This window comes from Brucella tritici, assembly GCF_902825325.1.
Lineage (GTDB): Bacteria > Pseudomonadota > Alphaproteobacteria > Rhizobiales > Rhizobiaceae > Brucella.
Genome location: NZ_CADEAR010000001.1, coordinates 439,673 through 455,814, shown reverse-complemented (window position 1 = coordinate 455,814; position 16,142 = coordinate 439,673). Strand labels below are relative to the sequence as shown.

Sequence of the window (16,142 nt, the reverse complement as noted above, 5' to 3'; positions counted from 1 at the left end):
TTATCCTGCAAGATAATCATTTCAGCATTCAGGGAAGAGAGGAACCGCTGCCGGAGAGGCCGGCAGCGGTTGTGTATTGCTTATTGGTCGATCCAGAGGTCGTACCAGCTCGATGAATCCCACCGCGGCGTGTTGTGGTGGTTCTTCAAGACCTTGTTGGTCACGCCGACGAACGGATGTTCGATGGCGAAGATGACCGGCAGGTCCTTCATCTCAAGCTGCTGGATCTGGTGATAGAGATCGGCGCGCTTGGCCGGGTCGAGCTCGCTCGCAGCCTTGTCGATCAGGCTGTCCATTTCGTCGGACTTGTAGTCGAACTGGTTGGACCATGCTGTGCCGACAGGAGCGCCCGAGCGCAGCCAGACGGTGGTGGAGACAGCCGGATCGGAGCGGAACTGGTGCCAGCCGCTTGCCGTGTCGAAGTCATGGTCACGATAGACGCCGTTGAGGAAGCCCGGTGCATCATTGGTGAGAATTTCGACGTCGATGCCGACTTCCTTCATCGCCTGAGCGTAATATTCAGCCCAGAGTTGCGTATATTCACCCCATGGTGCCGGGCGATGACGCAGCTTGAAGCGAATGCCGTTCTCCTTGACCGGATAGCCGGCTTCGTCGAGCAGTTTTTTCGCCTTTTCAACATCATAGGGGTAAGTCTGGACCTGATCCGTATAGTTGGCGCCGCCTGCACTCGGGATCGGGCCACGGCCCGGCTTGGCATAGCCGCGCATGATCGTCTTGATCGCGAAATCGATATCCAGCGCGTGGTAGATCGCCTGACGAACCTTCAGATTGGCAAGGATCGGATTGCGCAGGTTGAACTCGATGGTCGAGTGGGCGACGTTGTTCTCAAAACCCTTGGTGCCGGTGTCGAAGCGGCCATCCTTCTGGAGGCGCTCGGTATCCGACATGGAGATGCCGTTGAAGGCGGTTTCCATCATTTCACCGGCTTCAAGCGCTGCGGCTGCTGCGGCCTTGTCTGGCATGAAGCGCCAGACCACGCGGTCGAGATAAGGATATTCCTTGCCGCGCCAATAGTCGTCATTGCGCTCTGCAATGATGTGCTGGCCGCGCTCATATTCGACGAACTTGAACGGTCCCGTGCCAATCGGGGCGGCGTTGTACTTGTTCTTGAGAATATCCGTGCCTTCATAAAGATGCTTCGGCACCGGATGGCCGAGATCAGGCATGGCGGCGACGAGCAGTTCCAGCGGCATTGGCTTGGAATAGCGGAACACCGCCGTGTGCGGATCGGTGCAGTCGACAGCTTCGAGATTGGCCTGAAGCGTGGTCGAATAGTTGAGCAATTTTTTCCAGAGGTTCATCGCGCTGTACGAAACGTCATCGCAGGTGAAGGGCTGGCCGTCATGCCAGCGCACATTCTCGCGCAGCTTGAAGGTGATGGCCTTGCCGTCTTCCGAGGACGACCAGCTTGTGGCCAGAACCGGCACATAACCCTCATAGGTGCGGTCGATCAGCGGCTCCATGATGCGGCCGGTGATCTGATAGACGCCGGTGGAGGCGCGCAGCGCAGGGTTAAGCACACCCTGCTCGGTGTTCATGTGGACGATGACAGTGCCGCCGCGCTTCACTTCTTCGGCGTGCGAAGACGCCGTCGCAAGCGAAAACGCCGCAAGAAACAGGCCAAGGCCAGCTTTTCTGATATGCATTCTCTGTTCCCCTGAAGGACGTTGAGGGAGGGCTTTCCAGCCTCTTTTCCCGCACGTCCCAATATTGTTCAAGCCCCTGAAATCGCAACGAAATGCCACCTCAGAGGGTCTTTATTGTATGCAAGCATTGATATGCTAGAATCCGTGGCGATAATGTCAAGATAAACTAATATGACGGGCAAAATTGGTAAAATTTCTCGACCAGCCTGCGTTAATAAATGTCGATTTTCTACGACGGAGTTTGTTGATGAGCCAGAATTCCCCCGAGCAGAACGCAAACTCGGGTAAAAACGAGCGCGGCGCGATCTGGATTACCGGTGCCGGGTCGGGCATTGGTGCTGCCATGGCACGACGGTTCGCACGCGAGGGCTGGCGGGTGGCGCTGACGGGCCGCAAGGCGGATGCGCTTGCCGCGATTGCTGAGGAAATCGTCTCCAATGGCGGCGAGGCGCAGATATTTCCGGCGGATGTTCTCGACCGGGAGGCCGTGGCCGCGACCGTTGGGGCAATTGTCGAATGGGCAGGTCGTCTCGATGTGCTCTGCAACAATGCCGGTCTCAATATTCCGCGCCGTAGCTGGGCGGATATCGATTTCGACTCATGGGACGATGTCATCGACATTAACATCAAGGGAGCGATCAACGTGATTGCCGCTGCCCTGACGCCCATGCGCGCGCAGGGCGGCGGCCTGATGATCCACACATCGTCCTGGGCAGGGCGGTTTTCATCGCCCGGCGGCGGCGTCCCCTATGGTGCGTCCAAACATGCGCTCAACGATTTGAGCGCCAGCCTGAATGCGCAGGAAGGACCAAACGGCATCCGGTCGACAGTGCTGTGCCCCGGCGAGGTGGCGACGCCGCTTCTCGCGCGTCGTCCGGGCTTCGATCTCTCCCGCATGGATGATGTCATCCAGCCCGAGGATATGGCTGAAACCGCCCTCTATGTTGCCAATATGAATCCCAAGGTTACGATCCACGAAATCGTTCTGGCTCCGACCAAGAAATAGAAAAGGAAGTTTTGTATGTCTCATCCGGTCAAAGGCGTCGATCACATTTTCCTGCTGGTCGGCGATCTTGAGAAAAGTGCCGAGCAATATCGCCGTTTCGGATTTACGCTGAGCCCGCGCGGTCTCCACAGCAAGGAGAAAGGCACCGGCAACTACACCATCATGTTTCCGGAAGATTATTTCGAGCTGCTTGGAATCGTCGCCGAGACGCCGGGCAATCTGCATCAGCGTGAGAAGCTGGCAGCGCAGGGTGAAGGCCTCCATGCCATTGCCTGCCGCATCGACAATGCACGCGATGCCAAGACCGAACTGGGCGCACTTGGCATCAAGACAGGCGAGGTTGGCGCGTTTCAGCGTCCCGTAGAACTGCCGGGCGGCGGCGAGGGTGTCGCGGCTTTTGAAACTGTGTCTTTCGCGGAAAGTGAAGTACCGCAAGGTATGGTGTTCATGTGCCAGCACAAGACCCGTGAGACGGTCTGGCTGCCGGAACTGATCGAACATGAAAATGGTGCAAACGGACTTTCCGCCATTGTTGCCATTTCATCCGATCCCGAAACCGCGGCCAAAGGTTTTGCGCGCCTGTTCGCGGACGGAAAGGCAGATGTACAGGATAGCGGCTGGAAGGTTTCGACCGGCACACGCTCGGCTGACATATGGGTTGTAAGTGAGGAGAAGGCCTCCGCATTCTATCCCGGTGTGGATTTTGCCAAGACGCCGGGCAAGGCATTCGCCGTTCTGCGCATCCGCGTCGCTTCGCTGGACAAGGCGCGCGACGTTCTGGATGCCAACGGGGTTTCCCACGTGAAGACATCTACGGGCATCGCCGTGCTGCCGGAAAATGCCAGCGGCACGGTTCTGGAGTTTTCCGAACAGTAAGAACTTGAACAGGCGGGGCTGTGAGGCCCCGCATTGTTGTTCAGCGCGGAAAGCGCTGGTTTTCTTCCAGCACGTTCAGGTCCATGTGGTTGCGCATATAGCGCTCGGACGCCTTTTGCAGCGGCTGGTAATCCCACGGATAATAAGCGCCGTTGCGCAATGCCGGGTAAACGACGTGGCGGCGCGCCTGACTGGCACGGATATCGGCATCGTAGCGGTCCAGATTCCAGCGCTTTTCCGCCTTGGCCAAAAGGTCATCCAGAGCGGCTTTGAATTCCGGTTTTTCCGCCAGATTGTGCAGCTCGTCCGGATCGTCGGCAAGGTTGAACAATTGTGGCGGGTCGGCGCGGCAAAGGTTGAGCTTCCAGTCACCATCCCGCAGCGAGACCATCGGCGCGACGGTGCCTTCGGCTGCATATTCGATCGGAACCGGTCCGCGTTCGGCGGAACCTGATGCAACACCTGTCAGTGAAACGCCGTCGGTCCACGGCATGATGCCCTTGAGGTCGATCCCGGCAAGGTCGGCCAGTGTGGGTAAAACGTCGAGCGTCGAGACGGGCACATCCACGCGGCCGGCCTGCAATTGCGGGGCCGCGATCATCAACGGGACGCGAGCAGAGCCATCGAAGAAGCTCATCTTGAACCACAGGCCGCGTTCGCCGAGCATATCGCCGTGATCGGAGGTGAAGACGACAATCGTGTCCTCCGCCATACCGCAGCGCTCGATAACATCGAGCAGGGCGCCGATCTTTTCATCAACATAAGAGATATTGGCGAAATAGGCTTGCCGTGCTGTGCGAACCTGTTCGCGGGTCAGGTCATAATCCTCGGCCTTGCAGGCCCGTAACAGGCGTTCCGTATGCGGGTCGATCTCGCTTTCAGCCAGCGGTGCGATTTTAGGATCAAGTTCGGGAATGTCCGCATAGAGATCGAAGAAGCGCTTGCGCGCTACGTAAGGATCGTGCGGGTGCGTGAAGCTGACTGTCAGGCACCATGGCCGCTCGTCGTGGCCGCGCGCAAGGTCGTAGAGCTTTGCTTCAGCCTGATAGGCAACTTCGTCGTCATATTCGAGTTGGTTGGTGATTTCGGCGGAACCCGCTCCGGTGATTGAACCGAGATTGTGATACCACCAGTCGATGCGTTCACCGGGCTTGCGATAGTCCGGCGTCCAGCCGAAATCTGCCGGGTAGATGTCGGTGGTGAGGCGCTGTTCGAAACCGTGCAGCTGATCCGGCCCGACGAAATGCATCTTGCCGGAAAGCGCCGTCTGGTAGCCGGCATTGCGAAGGTGGTGCGCATAGGTCGGGATTTCAGACGAAAATTCTGCTGCATTGTCATAAACACCGGTCCGAAACGGCAACTGGCCCGACATGAACGACGCGCGCGCCGGTGCGCAAAGCGGGCTCGCCGTGTAGCAATTGGCAAAACGGGCGGAACGTTCGGCAAGTTTTCGCAGATTTGGGACATGCAGGAATTCGGCCGGGCCGTCCGGGAAGAAGGTGCCGTTCAGCTGGTCGACCATGAGAACGAGAATATTCGGCTTTTTCATTGTGCGGGACCGTTGGCAAGTGTGGGAACGCGAAACGGCGGGCGCCGAAACGCCCGCCTTATAACTCTCCGTTGTTGACGGTCAGAGACCGAGGCTTGCCTTGACGGCTTCCGCGCCCGGTTCACCCTTGAAGGTGGTTACGCCCGCAAGCCATTTGTCGATCTGGTCCGGATGCGCCTTCAGCCATTCCTTCGCTGCCGCAGGACCTTCCGCGCCATCATCCAGAATCTTGCCCATAAGCTCGTTCTCGATATCGACGGTGAAAGTGAGGTTCTTGAAGAACGTTGCGGCATTCGGGCACTGTGCGGCCCAGCCGGTGCGGCCAAGCGTGTAAACTTCCGCGCCGCCGAAATTCGGGCCGAAATAGTCATCGCCGCCCGCGAGATACTCGATCTTGAGCTTGTTGTTCATCGGGTGCGGCGCCCAGGCCAGGAACACGACCCAATCCTTATCCTTATTCTTGCGGTCCACCTGCGCGAGCATGGCCTGCTCGCTCGATTCCACCAGCTTCCAGCCGTCGAGCTTGAATTTCTGGTCCTCGATGATCTTCTGGATGTTCTGGTTGGCAGGGGCACCCGGCTCGATGCCGTAAATCTCCTTGCCGAATTTGTCCGCATGGGCGGCGAGGTCGGCAAAGTCCTTTACGCCTTCGCTTGCCACATAATCCGGGACGGCCAACGTGAACTTCGCTCCTTCAAGGTTTTTGACGATGACTTCGGCGGCCTTCGCCTTGTCGAGATCGTCGCGGAACTTCTGCTGTGCGGGCATCCAGTTGCCGAGGAAGACGTCAAGATTACCGGTCTTGAGCGCCTCATAGCCGATCGGCACGGACATGGTCTTCACGTCGGGCTTATAGCCGAGACCTTCCAGCAGCACGCTGGCGACGGAGTTGGTGGAGGTGATGTCGGTCCAGCCCGGATCGGACAGGCGGATGGTTTCGCAAGCCGCGGGATCGGCAGCGGAAGCCGTTCCTGAAAGCCCCGCCAATGCCGTGAACGTCAGTGCCGCAATCTTCAAATAGCCCATTTGATGACCCCTCTGATTAATTAAAACCGGTTATGTCTCGTATTCCTACTTTAAGGAGAACATCATTTAGGCTAAGGAAAAACCCATTCATTTTTTATCGAAGATATAGAGAATATTTATGGTTTCTCCTTCCTGGGACCTTGGCAGTCTTGGCGTTTTCGAAGCGGTGGGACGATTGGAAAATCTGACCCTTGCAGCGCGCGAACTCGGCATGACGCAACCGGCGGTCAGCTATCAGATAAAGCGCGTCGAGGAGCGTCTGGGCGTTGCATTGTTCGCCCGGCGGGCGCGTGGCGTCGAGATATTGCCGGAGGGCCGCATTCTTTATGAGGCCGTGCGCTCCGGTCTCGATGGAATCGAGGAGGCCGTGCAGCAGATAAAACGCCGCCAGCGCGCGCCGGGATTACGCATAGCCACCGACTATGGCTTCGCGACGTTCTGGCTAATGCCGCGCGTCGCGCAGTTTCGCCCGAAACATCCGGAGGTGGATGTCCGCATCACGGCATCATCCATGCTTCAGCCGCTCGACCGTCGTGACGCTGATATTTCGATCCTGTTCGGCGGTCGGGAGGATTTTCCGAAGGATGCCATCGCCTTCATCGGCGAAAAGGTAGTGCCGGTCTGTTCCCCGGCCTATCTTGCTGCGCATGGTCCGTTTCCGGATGGGAAACGGCTCGGTGCGGCCTCGCTGCTGCATCTCGATACACTGCAGGGCGATCGCTGGTTCACATGGCAGTCATGGCTCGGTGCTATCGGTGAAGACATTGAGGACGGCAATTACGGGCTGGTCTTCAACACCTATAATCTGGTGATCGAGGCCGCCATTGCCGATCAGGGCGTGGCGCTTGGCTGGGCGGGGCTGATCGACGGAGCCGTGCAGCGCGGGCAGCTTGTTCATGCCTGTGAGGTGTCGCAGACGAGCGACAAGGGGTATTGGCTGGTCTTCAATCCGGATATTTCTGCGGGCGCGCGCGAGCTCGCACTGGAATTGCTGGGTGCGAGGAATGAGGGCCAGTATTTTAAGAAATAAGCTAATTTAGCAAAGTTGATCGCAATCAATGAAATCCGGTCCGGATATGGGTTGATGGGGCAGACGCGTGTTCCATATCGCTTTTGGGATGCGTTGCATTGCCATTCACCAATCACGCAGGAAAGGATGAATCATGTCGGCAAACGGTAAGGTTGCTCTTGTCACGGGCGCAGCACAGGGCATTGGGCGCGGCATTGCGTTGCGGCTGGCCAAGGACGGTTTTGATATCGCGCTGGTCGACCTGAAGGCCGACAAGCTGGATGCGGTCAAGAAGGAAGTCGAAGCGCTGGGTCGCAAGGCATCCACTTTTTCCGCAGATGTCAGCAAGCGTGACGATGTTTATGCCGCGATTGACCATGCGGAGAAGACGCTTGGCGGTTTTGACGTCATCGTCAACAATGCAGGTATCGCGCAGGTGCAGCCAATCGCCGACGTCAAGCCTGAAGAGGTCGAGCGGATTTTCCGCATCAATGTCGATGGCGTTCTGTGGGGCATTCAGGCGGCTGCCGCCAAGTTCAAGGCACGCAAGCAGAAGGGCAAGATCATCAATGCCTCTTCCATCGCTGGCCATGACGGATTTGCGATGCTGGGCGTCTATTCAGCAACAAAATTCGCAGTGCGCGCGCTGACCCAGGCTGCGGCCAAGGAATATGCAAGCGCCGGGATCACCGTGAACGCCTATTGCCCCGGTATTGTTGGCACCGATATGTGGGTCGAGATTGATGAACGCTTCTCGGAAATCACCGGTGCGCCGAAAGGTGAGACCTACAAGAAATATGTGGAAGGGATCGCGCTTGGCCGCGCCCAGACGCCGGACGATGTGGCGGCTCTGGTGTCGTTCCTCGCAAGCCCGGATTCCGACTACATCACCGGTCAGGCGATCCTGACGGACGGCGGTATCGTCTATCGCTGATCGTTCCGGTCCCGCATCTTTCGGGGTGCGGGACGGCTAGTGTGGTGGATTTGAATCCGAAATTCGTTCGCAACCCCGCTCCAGAGTGATACGAATTTCGGATTCGCTACACTAGCGTTTACGCTGTTTCGCCCTGTGTTAAACTGTCCTTCTTTGAGAGGAAGGGCTGACCATGACACGTCTGACGGCGAAGGATTTCCCGCAAGAACTTCTCGAACTCTACGATTTCTATGCCCATGGCCGGATAACCAAACGCGAGTTTCTGGACCGGGCCGCAAAATTTGCGGTCGGCACCATGACGGCAACAACCATACTGGCATCGCTCAGTCCCGATTATGCGATGGCGCAACAGGTCGAATTCACCGATCCCGATATCCATCCTGAATACATCACCTATCCGTCGCCGGAAGGAAACGGCAAGGTTCGCGCTTATCTGGTGCGACCGGCCAAGCTGCAAGGCAAGTTGCCTGCCGTGGTGGTAGTGCACGAAAACCGCGGACTGAACCCGTATATCGAAGATGTTGCCCGCCGGGTTGCGAAGGCTGGTTTCATCGCGCTTGCGCCTGATGGCCTGACTTCCGTTGGCGGCTATCCCGGCAATGACGACAAGGGCCGCGAATTGCAGCAGCAGGTCGATCCGATCAAGTTGATGAATGACTTCTTTGCGGCGGTCGATTTCATGATGAAAAGCGATCTGACGACCGGAAAAGTCGGTATCACCGGCTTCTGCTATGGCGGCGGTGTTGCCAATGCGGCGGCGGTCGCCTTTCCGGAACTCGCAGCCGCAGTACCCTTTTATGGCAGGCAAGCCCCGGCGGATGAAGTGCCGCGCATCAAGGCGCCGCTCCTGTTGCACTATGCCGAACTCGATACGCGCATAAACGAGGGCTGGCCCGCCTATGAGGAGGCTTTGAAAAAGAACGGCAAGACCTACGAAGCTTACATCTATCCGGGCGTCAACCACGGTTTCCATAACGATTCCACGCCGCGTTACGACGAAGCGGCGGCGAAGCTCGCATGGGATCGGACGATTGAATGGTTCAAGCGCTATCTGGCATGACGTTAGAGCATGTCTCCCGAAAGTGGAACCGGTTTCGGGATAAAGACATGCGTGAAAACAAACAGATCGGCGCTCTAGGCCTGCGCTTTCAAGGTCTTGAAGGTGTTGACGGCGATCACGACGACAATGCCGATCAAGACGGCAAGCACGGCCTGCAGGAAGGACGTGGCGATCCATTCGAAGGCGGCTGAAAACCGGGTGCCTTCGGTTGGCAGGTGCGAGACGATGGAATGGATGAAGGCTTCAACGCTATGGATGCCGATGGAATCCAGTCCGTGTACGATGATGCTGCCACCGACCCAAAGCATGGCGATGGTGCCGACAGTACTCAGAACCTTCAATATAACAGGCATGCCCGCAACCAGCCCCCGGCCGAGCTGCCTGCCGAAAGCCGTGTGGCTGTTGCGCACAAGCGCAACGCCCATATCATCGAGCTTCACGATAATGCCGACCACGCCATAAACGGCGAAGGTGATCAATATGCCAACGGCGGCGAGGATGGCCGCCTGCGTATAGATGCTTGACGGGGCAAGTCCCGCCAGCGTCAGCGCCATGATTTCGGCAGAAAGGATGAAGTCTGTGCGGATCGCGCCGCTGACGGTCGTTTGTTCGATCTCCTTGGCCGTCGCGCCCTTGCTCTCCTCATGTTCCTCTTCCTTGTGCGGGATGAAGAACTCCACCAGTTTTTCTGTCCCTTCGAAGGCCAGGTAGACACCGCCGATCATCAAAAGCGGCATGATGAAGGAGGGGGCGAAATAGCCGAAAATAAGCGCCAGCGGCAGCAGGAAGATAAGCTTGTTGCGCAGCGATCCCTTGGTGATTTTCCAGATGACCGGCAATTCGCGTTCCGGCTTCAATCCTACCACATATTTCGGCGTGACGGCTGTATCGTCGATCACGATGCCTGCCGCCTTGGCGCTGGCCTTTGCCGTCTGTCCCGCAACGTCATCGAGCGAGGCTGCCGCCATTTTCGCAATGGCTGCGACATCATCAAGAAGCGCGAACAAGCCGGACGCCATGGGGAACCTTTCTATATTGCTGTTGCAAGTAGCTAAACTTTGAATGGGCGCTAGGGTCAGGACCTATTAATTTGATGGAAATGGCACCTGAAATGACAGGAGCTGCCAGGAGAGATGCGAAGGACGGGGTGGCTCCCCCGGCCGAGCGGTTCGACGCAGCGGAACGCGAGTCATTTCGATGTCCAGAGGATGTGGTCCATCCGCCAGGCTACTTTGTCGAAAAGGCTCGAAAATGAACCACATTTCCTTCGCCTTTTCTCCTCGTATCCGAACGGATGGCCTCACACCATTTTCATCAAATTAGTAGATCCTGACCCTACGTCTAGATAGAAATATTCATTCCCCGCGACTGTATCTGGAATCGATACAATCTGTGCATGATTGTCAATATTTCAATGATCGAGCTGGTGGTTATATTGGCGATAACAAAACAGGAGAGATCGCCATGCTAAATCAGATCAAGGGCCTTCACCACGTTACCTCGCTTGCCGCCGATGCGCGTTCCAACAACCGGTTCTTCACCGATCTTCTGGGACTGCGCCGTGTCAAGAAGACGGTCAACTTCGACGACCCCAGCGTCTATCACCTCTATTATGGCGATGAAGTTGGCACGCCCGGCACTGTCATGACCTATTTCCCGTTTCCCGGTATGCCACGCGGTCAGGGCGGCACGGGCGAGGTGGGAACGACGGTGTTTGCCGTGCCGCAGGGTTCGCTCGGTTTCTGGAAGGATCGTTTCGTGCAATCCGCCGTCAAGGTTGAATCCGAAGACGAAGCCTTCGGCGAAAAACGTATCCACTTCCGTGGGCCGGATGGCGACAGCTCTGCTTTGGTGGAGGTGAAGGGCGATCCGCGTGCGCCTTGGCTGCATGACGGGATTGATGCCGATCATGCCATTCGTGGCTTTCACTCGGTCTCGATGCGGCTTCGCGACGAAGGTGCGACCTCGGAACTGCTGAAATATATGGGATATCAGAAGCTCGATGCGAAGGACGGCGTCACCCGTCTCATCATGCCGGAGGGCAATGGCGCGGGCGTCATCGATCTGGAAACCCTGCCATCAGTCGGTCGCAACCAGCAGGGCGCGGGTTCCGTGCATCATGTGGCCTTCGCTGTTGATAATCGCGAAAAGCAGCTGGAAGTGCGCAAGGCGCTGATGGATACAGGCTATCACGTCACGCCGGTCATCGACCGCGATTACTTCTGGGCAATCTATTTTCGCACGCCGGGCGGAGTCCTGTTTGAAGTGGCAACCAACGAACCCGGTTTCGACCGCGACGAGGATACGGCTCATCTTGGCGAAGCGCTGAAGCTGCCAGAACAGCACCAGCATTTGCGCGGCTATCTCGAAGAGCATCTGGACAAGATTTGAAGACGTCGGGACAGGAGATCGAACATGACCATCCAAACCTATGAGCACCGGCTGAAGGCCGGTGCGAACGGAGCGCCGCTCTTCATCGTGTTTCACGGTACGGGCGGCGATGAGAACCAGTTTTTCGGTCTGGCGGAACAGCTTTTGCCGGAAGCGACCGTCGTGTCGCCACGCGGCGACGTTTCCGAATATGGAGCTGCACGCTTCTTCCGCCGCACAGGCGAGGGCGTTTACGATATGGAAGACCTTGCCCGCGCCACCGACAAGATGGCGGGTTTCATTTCTGGCCTTGTGGCTGAATACAAGCCATCCGAAGTGATCGGGCTTGGTTATTCCAACGGCGCCAATATCATGGCGAACCTGCTGATCGAGAAAGGCAGCGTGTTCGACAAGGCAGCACTTCTGCATCCACTGGTGCCGTTCAGTCCGAAGGATAATCCGGCGCTTGAAGGCGCGAAAATTCTGATGACCGCCGGGCGGATGGACCCGATCTGTCCTCCGGATCAGACAGAAGCGCTTGCACATTATTTCGAGCGCCAGAGAGCCGATGTCGAGCTGGTCTGGCATCCGGGCGGGCATGAATTGCGCCAGACGGAACTGGCCGCAGTGCAGTCGCTACTCGGAATTTAATTTAAAGCCGCCGCTCGATTTTGAGCGGCGGTATTTTTATTCGGGCCCTCTTGAAAAAATCAATATATATTATATTTAATTGTATATTGGTAATGAGGTGTCATGATGGATTCGAATTCGGGCGGCGCACCCGCTCATGAAGACAAGATGACGCGCACAGAAATGGAGGGGCGGGCAACCGAAGTTGCCGAACTCCTCAAGACGCTGTCGCACCCGGCGCGGCTTATGCTGGCCTGCACCCTTGCAGAGCGGGAATATTCGGTCGGCGAGCTTGAAGGCGTGCTCGGCATTCACCAGCCGACGCTGTCACAGCAACTGGGCGTGCTACGGGAAGCGGGTATCGTCGAAACCCGTCGCGAAGCGAAACAGATTTTCTACCGGTTGACGGAAGCCAAGGCGGCGCAGCTGATCGAGGCACTCTACGGTATCTTCTGTGCGCCGGAGGCCCGGTCGTGATCGCAACTTATCTACAATCGCTGGCGGGTGGTATGCTGCTCGGCCTTTCCGCAGTCCTGCTTCTCGTGTTCAATGGACGCATCGCCGGTATCAGCGGCATCGTCGGGCGGCTTCTGGGTGGCAAGCAGGTATCGGCCAATGCGATCTTCGTTGTCGGCCTCGTTCTGGGGCCGGTCATCTATGCTGCAATCTATGGTTCCTTTCCACCGGTCACGATGGCCATGTCCTGGCCTGTTATCGTTGTTGCAGGACTTCTGGTCGGTATCGGAACCCGGATGGGGTCGGGTTGCACATCCGGCCACGGCATTCTTGGTATGGCGCGGTTTTCCAAGCGTTCGATAGCCGCAACGCTCACCTTTCTCTTAACCGGCATTCTGGTGGCCAGCATTTCAGGAGCATTGCTATGAAAGAGTCGGCCTATGCGCGTCTGGTCATGACGCTGCTTGCGGGCGCAATTTTCGGTTTCGGCCTGTCCCTGTCAGGCATGATCGATCCGTCGCGCGTGACGGGCTTCCTGAATGTTACCAGCGGCCACTGGGACCCGAGCCTTGCCTTCGTGCTGGGCGGCGCTCTACTGGTGGCTATCCCCGGCGCGATGCTGCAGCGGCGCATGGCGCGGCCCGTGCTGGACCAGTCTTTCCATCTGCCGGAAAAGACCGAAATCGACCGGCGGCTGATTGTCGGCTCTGCCATCTTCGGCGCGGGCTGGGGGCTGGCAGGCTTCTGTCCCGGCCCTGTCGTGTCTGCACTTTCCATGGCACTGCCGCAGGTCTGGCTGTTTGTTGCGATGATGGTTTTGGGAATGATTTTCCACGACCGCGTCCTAAGCCGGATGGCAACAGAAGCAATCAAATCTTGAACTCTTTGGTCAAATTACCCTTTTAATAGGGAGTTGAATGAGTTAGGCACCCTTTGAACGACCTTGAGGGAGCCGCGCCATGGCTGGATTGCTGAAACGCTTTGCCGGATATTATCGTCCGCATCGTGGGCTGTTCGCGCTGGATTTTACCAGCGCGGTGGCCTCTGGCCTGCTTGAGCTTGCTTTTCCGGTTGCCGTTACGCTTTTCATCGACAAGTTGTTGCCGACCGGTCAGCTTGGTGTGATCGCCATTGCTGCGGTCGGCCTGCTTGCGATTTATGTCGTCAATGCCTTCCTGCAGGTCATCGTGACCTATTGGGGGCATATGCTCGGCATCAAGATCGAGACCGAGATGCGCCGCAAGGCCTTCGATCACCTGCAGAAACTCTCCTTTGGCTTCTTCGACAATCAGAAGACCGGCCATCTTGTGGCGCGGCTGACCAAGGATCTGGAAGAGATCGGCGAAGTGGCGCATCACGGGCCGGAAGATGTCTTCATTGCGATCATGACCCTGATCGGCGCGTTCATCTTGATGCTGTGGGTGCATGAACCTTTGGCGCTGATCACTGCGTTCATCGTTCCGCTGTCGGCCTATGTTACCACCCGCTACGGCGGGCGCATGACGCACACCTGGCATGCGCTTTACAGGCGTGTTGGCGATTTCAATGCCCGTATCGAGGAGAATGTCGGCGGAATCCGCGTCGTTCAGGCCTTTACGAATGAAGATCACGAACGCCAGCTTTTCGCGGAGAGCAACGACAAATATCTGACCACCAAGCTTGCTGCCTATAAGATCATGGCGGCGTCGATGTCGCTGTCCTATCTGTCGATGCGCTTCGTGCAGGTCGTGGTGATGCTGGCAGGTGCATGGTTCGTGGTGCGCGGCGAACTGACGGCTGGCGGGTTTGTCGGTTTCTTGCTGCTGGTCAATGTGTTCTTCCGCCCGATTGAAAAGATCAATTCGGTCATCGAAACCTATCCCAAGGGGATTGCCGGTTTTCAGCGTTATACGGAGTTTCTCGATACACGACCGGATATCGCCGACCGCTTCGATGCGCAGACCGTTGCCCGTCTGACCGGCGACATTGAATATCGCGATGTGAGCTTCGGCTATAGCGCCGAGCGCCCCATTGTCGATGGTCTCGACATTTCCATTCATGCTGGTGAAACGATTGCCTTCGTTGGTCCTTCCGGTGCGGGCAAGACGACGATCTGCTCGCTGCTGCCGCGCTTTTATGATGTGACGCAGGGCGCAATCCTTGCCGACGGCATCGACATTCGCGATATGACGTTGAAGTCCCTGCGGTCGAATATCGGTATTGTCAGTCAGGATGTATTCCTGTTTGCCGGAACGATCCGCGAAAACATCGCCTATGGCCGTCTTGATGCGACCGACGCGGAAATCGTCGAGGCTGCGCGCCGTGCAAGGCTTGATGGCGTGATCGCCAATCTGCCGGAAGGCTACGATACCGTCATTGGCGAGCGCGGCGTGAAGCTTTCCGGCGGGCAGAAGCAGCGCATGGCCATTGCACGCATCTTCCTGAAAAACCCGCCTATCCTGATCCTCGATGAAGCGACTTCCGCGCTCGATACTGAAACCGAACGCGCCATTCAGCAATCGCTCGCGGAGCTTTCACATGGCCGCACGACGCTGGTGATCGCGCATCGTCTTGCAACCATCGTCAATGCCGACCGCATTCTGGTGGTGGAAGGCGGGCGAATTGCCGAACAGGGCAGTCATGCCGAGCTTCTGGCCATGAAGGACGGACGCTACAAGCGCCTTCATATTGCACAGGCCAGTCTGGATCAGGGGCATTATTCAGCGGCGGAATAGGCCGATTTCATATCAGATACGCTTAGTAAAGGCGGCCTTTGGCCGTCTTTTTTTGTTGTCTGTCAATTGGTGGAGAAATTCATTTGATATCTGATGTATCAGATATTGACATATCAGATTCGCTGTTTCAGGATCGTCGTGTTAATTCCGTGACAAACAGGTGTTGCCTTGGGCGATAATGTTTCCCCCCTTTCTCCGATCAAGGTGAAGAGCCTCAGAGACCATGTGCATGACAATCTGCGGGAGGCGATTATTTCCGGTCGGATCAAGTCCGGTGAAAAGCTGAACGAAAGACAATTGGCATCCGATCTCGGTATCAGCACGAGCCCTTTGAAAGAGGCTCTGCGCCAGTTGGAAGGGGAGGGGCTGGTCAGAACGGAGGCGCGTCGCGGAACGTTCGTATCGTTCAATGCACGACAGGCTGAAGAGATGACACTCGCTCGCGCAGCGCTGGAAAGCATCATTGCGCGGCAGGCGGCCAAGCACGGCGACGAGGAGGCGTTCGGCTTTCTTCGCGCAGTGATCGAGGAAATGCGGGCGGCGGTCGAGGCGGGCAGTGTCGATCTGCTGATCGAACTGAACGAGAAGTTCCACGACGGCATCCATGAGGCATCGGGATGCGAATATCTGCGCCGGTTGCAGAATGCGCAGCGCATGTACGACCACGCCGCAAGGGTGACTGTCCTGTCACGCGAGGATGTGCGTCGCCAGTCATTCAATGAGCATGAAGCAATCATGCAGGCAATCACGGCGCGCAACGGCGATCTGGCCGAGCGCCTGATGCGCGAGCATATCGTGAAAGCGGGAGATACGCATATCGAACTGGTCTTCTGACCGGTATATTG

The 16,142-nt window shown here is 57.2% G+C and carries 16 protein-coding genes; 12 read left to right on the top strand and 4 right to left on the bottom strand.

Annotated elements, in window-relative coordinates:
- Positions 1-80: 80 nt before the first annotated feature.
- The gene (locus tag HWX93_RS02020) at positions 81-1,667 is read right to left on the bottom strand and encodes an ABC transporter substrate-binding protein (protein WP_176036316.1); all 1,587 of its coding nucleotides are present in this window, start codon (positions 1,665-1,667) and stop codon (positions 81-83) included.
- Positions 1,668-1,914: 247 nt separating this feature from the next.
- Between HWX93_RS02020 and HWX93_RS02015 the strand changes: the two genes are divergently transcribed.
- Both HWX93_RS02015 and HWX93_RS02010 read left to right on the top strand, forming a co-directional pair.
- Positions 1,915-2,673, top strand: a complete 759-nt coding sequence (locus HWX93_RS02015) for an SDR family oxidoreductase (RefSeq protein WP_176036315.1) — start codon at positions 1,915-1,917, stop codon at positions 2,671-2,673.
- A 15-nt stretch (positions 2,674-2,688) separates the two neighbouring features.
- The gene (locus tag HWX93_RS02010) at positions 2,689-3,549 is read left to right on the top strand and encodes a VOC family protein (protein ID WP_176036314.1); all 861 of its coding nucleotides are present in this window, start codon (positions 2,689-2,691) and stop codon (positions 3,547-3,549) included.
- Positions 3,550-3,589: 40 nt separating this feature from the next.
- Here HWX93_RS02010 and betC read toward each other — a convergent pair whose 3' ends face one another.
- Positions 3,590-5,098, bottom strand: coding sequence for a choline-sulfatase (gene betC, locus HWX93_RS02005; RefSeq protein WP_176036313.1), 1,509 nt, complete (start codon positions 5,096-5,098; stop codon positions 3,590-3,592).
- An 81-nt stretch (positions 5,099-5,179) separates the two neighbouring features.
- Positions 5,180-6,124 (bottom strand): choline ABC transporter substrate-binding protein, encoded by a 945-nt coding sequence (gene choX, locus HWX93_RS02000; protein ID WP_176036312.1) that lies wholly within the window; start codon positions 6,122-6,124, stop codon positions 5,180-5,182.
- 118 nt (positions 6,125-6,242) lie between these two features.
- On the opposite strand from choX, the gene HWX93_RS01995 reads away from it, so the two are divergent.
- The 3 genes from HWX93_RS01995 (at position 6,243) to yghX (ending at position 9,127) form a co-directional block, all read left to right on the top strand.
- On the top strand, positions 6,243-7,154 hold the full coding sequence (locus HWX93_RS01995; RefSeq protein ID WP_176036311.1) for a LysR substrate-binding domain-containing protein: 912 nt from the start codon (positions 6,243-6,245) through the stop codon (positions 7,152-7,154).
- Between the two features lie 133 nt (positions 7,155-7,287).
- Positions 7,288-8,067 (top strand): acetoin reductase, encoded by a 780-nt coding sequence (locus HWX93_RS01990; protein ID WP_176036310.1) that lies wholly within the window; start codon positions 7,288-7,290, stop codon positions 8,065-8,067.
- A gap of 172 nt (positions 8,068-8,239) precedes the next feature.
- On the top strand, positions 8,240-9,127 hold the full coding sequence (yghX, locus tag HWX93_RS01985; protein ID WP_176036309.1) for a YghX family hydrolase: 888 nt from the start codon (positions 8,240-8,242) through the stop codon (positions 9,125-9,127).
- A 74-nt stretch (positions 9,128-9,201) separates the two neighbouring features.
- On the opposite strand, the gene HWX93_RS01980 is transcribed toward yghX, so the two are convergent.
- Positions 9,202-10,146, bottom strand: a complete 945-nt coding sequence (locus HWX93_RS01980; RefSeq protein ID WP_176036308.1) for a DUF808 domain-containing protein — start codon at positions 10,144-10,146, stop codon at positions 9,202-9,204.
- Between the two features lie 445 nt (positions 10,147-10,591).
- Here HWX93_RS01980 and HWX93_RS01975 point away from each other — a divergent pair, with 445 nt between their 5' ends.
- The 7 genes from HWX93_RS01975 to HWX93_RS01945 all read left to right on the top strand — a co-directional run bounded on the left by HWX93_RS01975 (position 10,592) and on the right by HWX93_RS01945 (position 16,131).
- Positions 10,592-11,518 (top strand): VOC family protein, encoded by a 927-nt coding sequence (locus HWX93_RS01975; protein ID WP_176036307.1) that lies wholly within the window; start codon positions 10,592-10,594, stop codon positions 11,516-11,518.
- Positions 11,519-11,542: 24 nt separating this feature from the next.
- Positions 11,543-12,148 (top strand): alpha/beta hydrolase, encoded by a 606-nt coding sequence (locus tag HWX93_RS01970; protein ID WP_176036306.1) that lies wholly within the window; start codon positions 11,543-11,545, stop codon positions 12,146-12,148.
- Between the two features lie 105 nt (positions 12,149-12,253).
- On the top strand, positions 12,254-12,604 hold the full coding sequence (gene bigR / locus HWX93_RS01965) for a sulfite-sensing transcriptional repressor BigR (protein ID WP_176036364.1): 351 nt from the start codon (positions 12,254-12,256) through the stop codon (positions 12,602-12,604).
- A complete protein-coding gene (locus HWX93_RS01960) occupies positions 12,601-13,011 on the top strand; it encodes a YeeE/YedE family protein (protein ID WP_176036305.1) in 411 nt (136 codons plus the stop codon). Before bigR ends, HWX93_RS01960 begins: the two co-directional genes overlap by 4 nt.
- Positions 13,008-13,463 (top strand): YeeE/YedE family protein, encoded by a 456-nt coding sequence (locus tag HWX93_RS01955; RefSeq protein WP_176036304.1) that lies wholly within the window; start codon positions 13,008-13,010, stop codon positions 13,461-13,463. The genes HWX93_RS01960 and HWX93_RS01955 overlap by 4 nt, the downstream gene beginning before the upstream one ends.
- A 79-nt stretch (positions 13,464-13,542) precedes the next feature.
- Positions 13,543-15,297, top strand: coding sequence for an ABC transporter ATP-binding protein (locus HWX93_RS01950; RefSeq protein WP_176036303.1), 1,755 nt, complete (start codon positions 13,543-13,545; stop codon positions 15,295-15,297).
- A gap of 225 nt (positions 15,298-15,522) precedes the next feature.
- Complete coding sequence (locus tag HWX93_RS01945) at positions 15,523-16,131, top strand: GntR family transcriptional regulator (RefSeq protein ID WP_176036363.1); 609 nt, start codon at positions 15,523-15,525, stop codon at positions 16,129-16,131.
- The last annotated feature ends 11 nt before the right edge of the window (positions 16,132-16,142 follow it).

What these genes read in the sequence shown, in the direction of transcription:
- HWX93_RS02020 (WP_176036316.1), bottom strand. Translation starts at nt 1,667, where the DNA reads ATGCATATCAGAAAAGCTGGCCTTGGCCTGTTTCTTGCGGCGTTTTCG.
- HWX93_RS02015 (WP_176036315.1), top strand. Translation starts at nt 1,915, where the DNA reads ATGAGCCAGAATTCCCCCGAGCAGAACGCAAACTCGGGTAAAAACGAG.
- HWX93_RS02010 (WP_176036314.1), top strand. Translation starts at nt 2,689, where the DNA reads ATGTCTCATCCGGTCAAAGGCGTCGATCACATTTTCCTGCTGGTCGGC.
- betC (WP_176036313.1), bottom strand. Translation starts at nt 5,098, where the DNA reads ATGAAAAAGCCGAATATTCTCGTTCTCATGGTCGACCAGCTGAACGGC.
- choX (WP_176036312.1), bottom strand. Translation starts at nt 6,124, where the DNA reads ATGGGCTATTTGAAGATTGCGGCACTGACGTTCACGGCATTGGCGGGG.
- HWX93_RS01995 (WP_176036311.1), top strand. Translation starts at nt 6,243, where the DNA reads ATGGTTTCTCCTTCCTGGGACCTTGGCAGTCTTGGCGTTTTCGAAGCG.
- HWX93_RS01990 (WP_176036310.1), top strand. Translation starts at nt 7,288, where the DNA reads ATGTCGGCAAACGGTAAGGTTGCTCTTGTCACGGGCGCAGCACAGGGC.
- yghX (WP_176036309.1), top strand. Translation starts at nt 8,240, where the DNA reads ATGACACGTCTGACGGCGAAGGATTTCCCGCAAGAACTTCTCGAACTC.
- HWX93_RS01980 (WP_176036308.1), bottom strand. Translation starts at nt 10,146, where the DNA reads ATGGCGTCCGGCTTGTTCGCGCTTCTTGATGATGTCGCAGCCATTGCG.
- HWX93_RS01975 (WP_176036307.1), top strand. Translation starts at nt 10,592, where the DNA reads ATGCTAAATCAGATCAAGGGCCTTCACCACGTTACCTCGCTTGCCGCC.
- HWX93_RS01970 (WP_176036306.1), top strand. Translation starts at nt 11,543, where the DNA reads ATGACCATCCAAACCTATGAGCACCGGCTGAAGGCCGGTGCGAACGGA.
- bigR (WP_176036364.1), top strand. Translation starts at nt 12,254, where the DNA reads ATGGATTCGAATTCGGGCGGCGCACCCGCTCATGAAGACAAGATGACG.
- HWX93_RS01955 (WP_176036304.1), top strand. Translation starts at nt 13,008, where the DNA reads ATGAAAGAGTCGGCCTATGCGCGTCTGGTCATGACGCTGCTTGCGGGC.
- HWX93_RS01950 (WP_176036303.1), top strand. Translation starts at nt 13,543, where the DNA reads ATGGCTGGATTGCTGAAACGCTTTGCCGGATATTATCGTCCGCATCGT.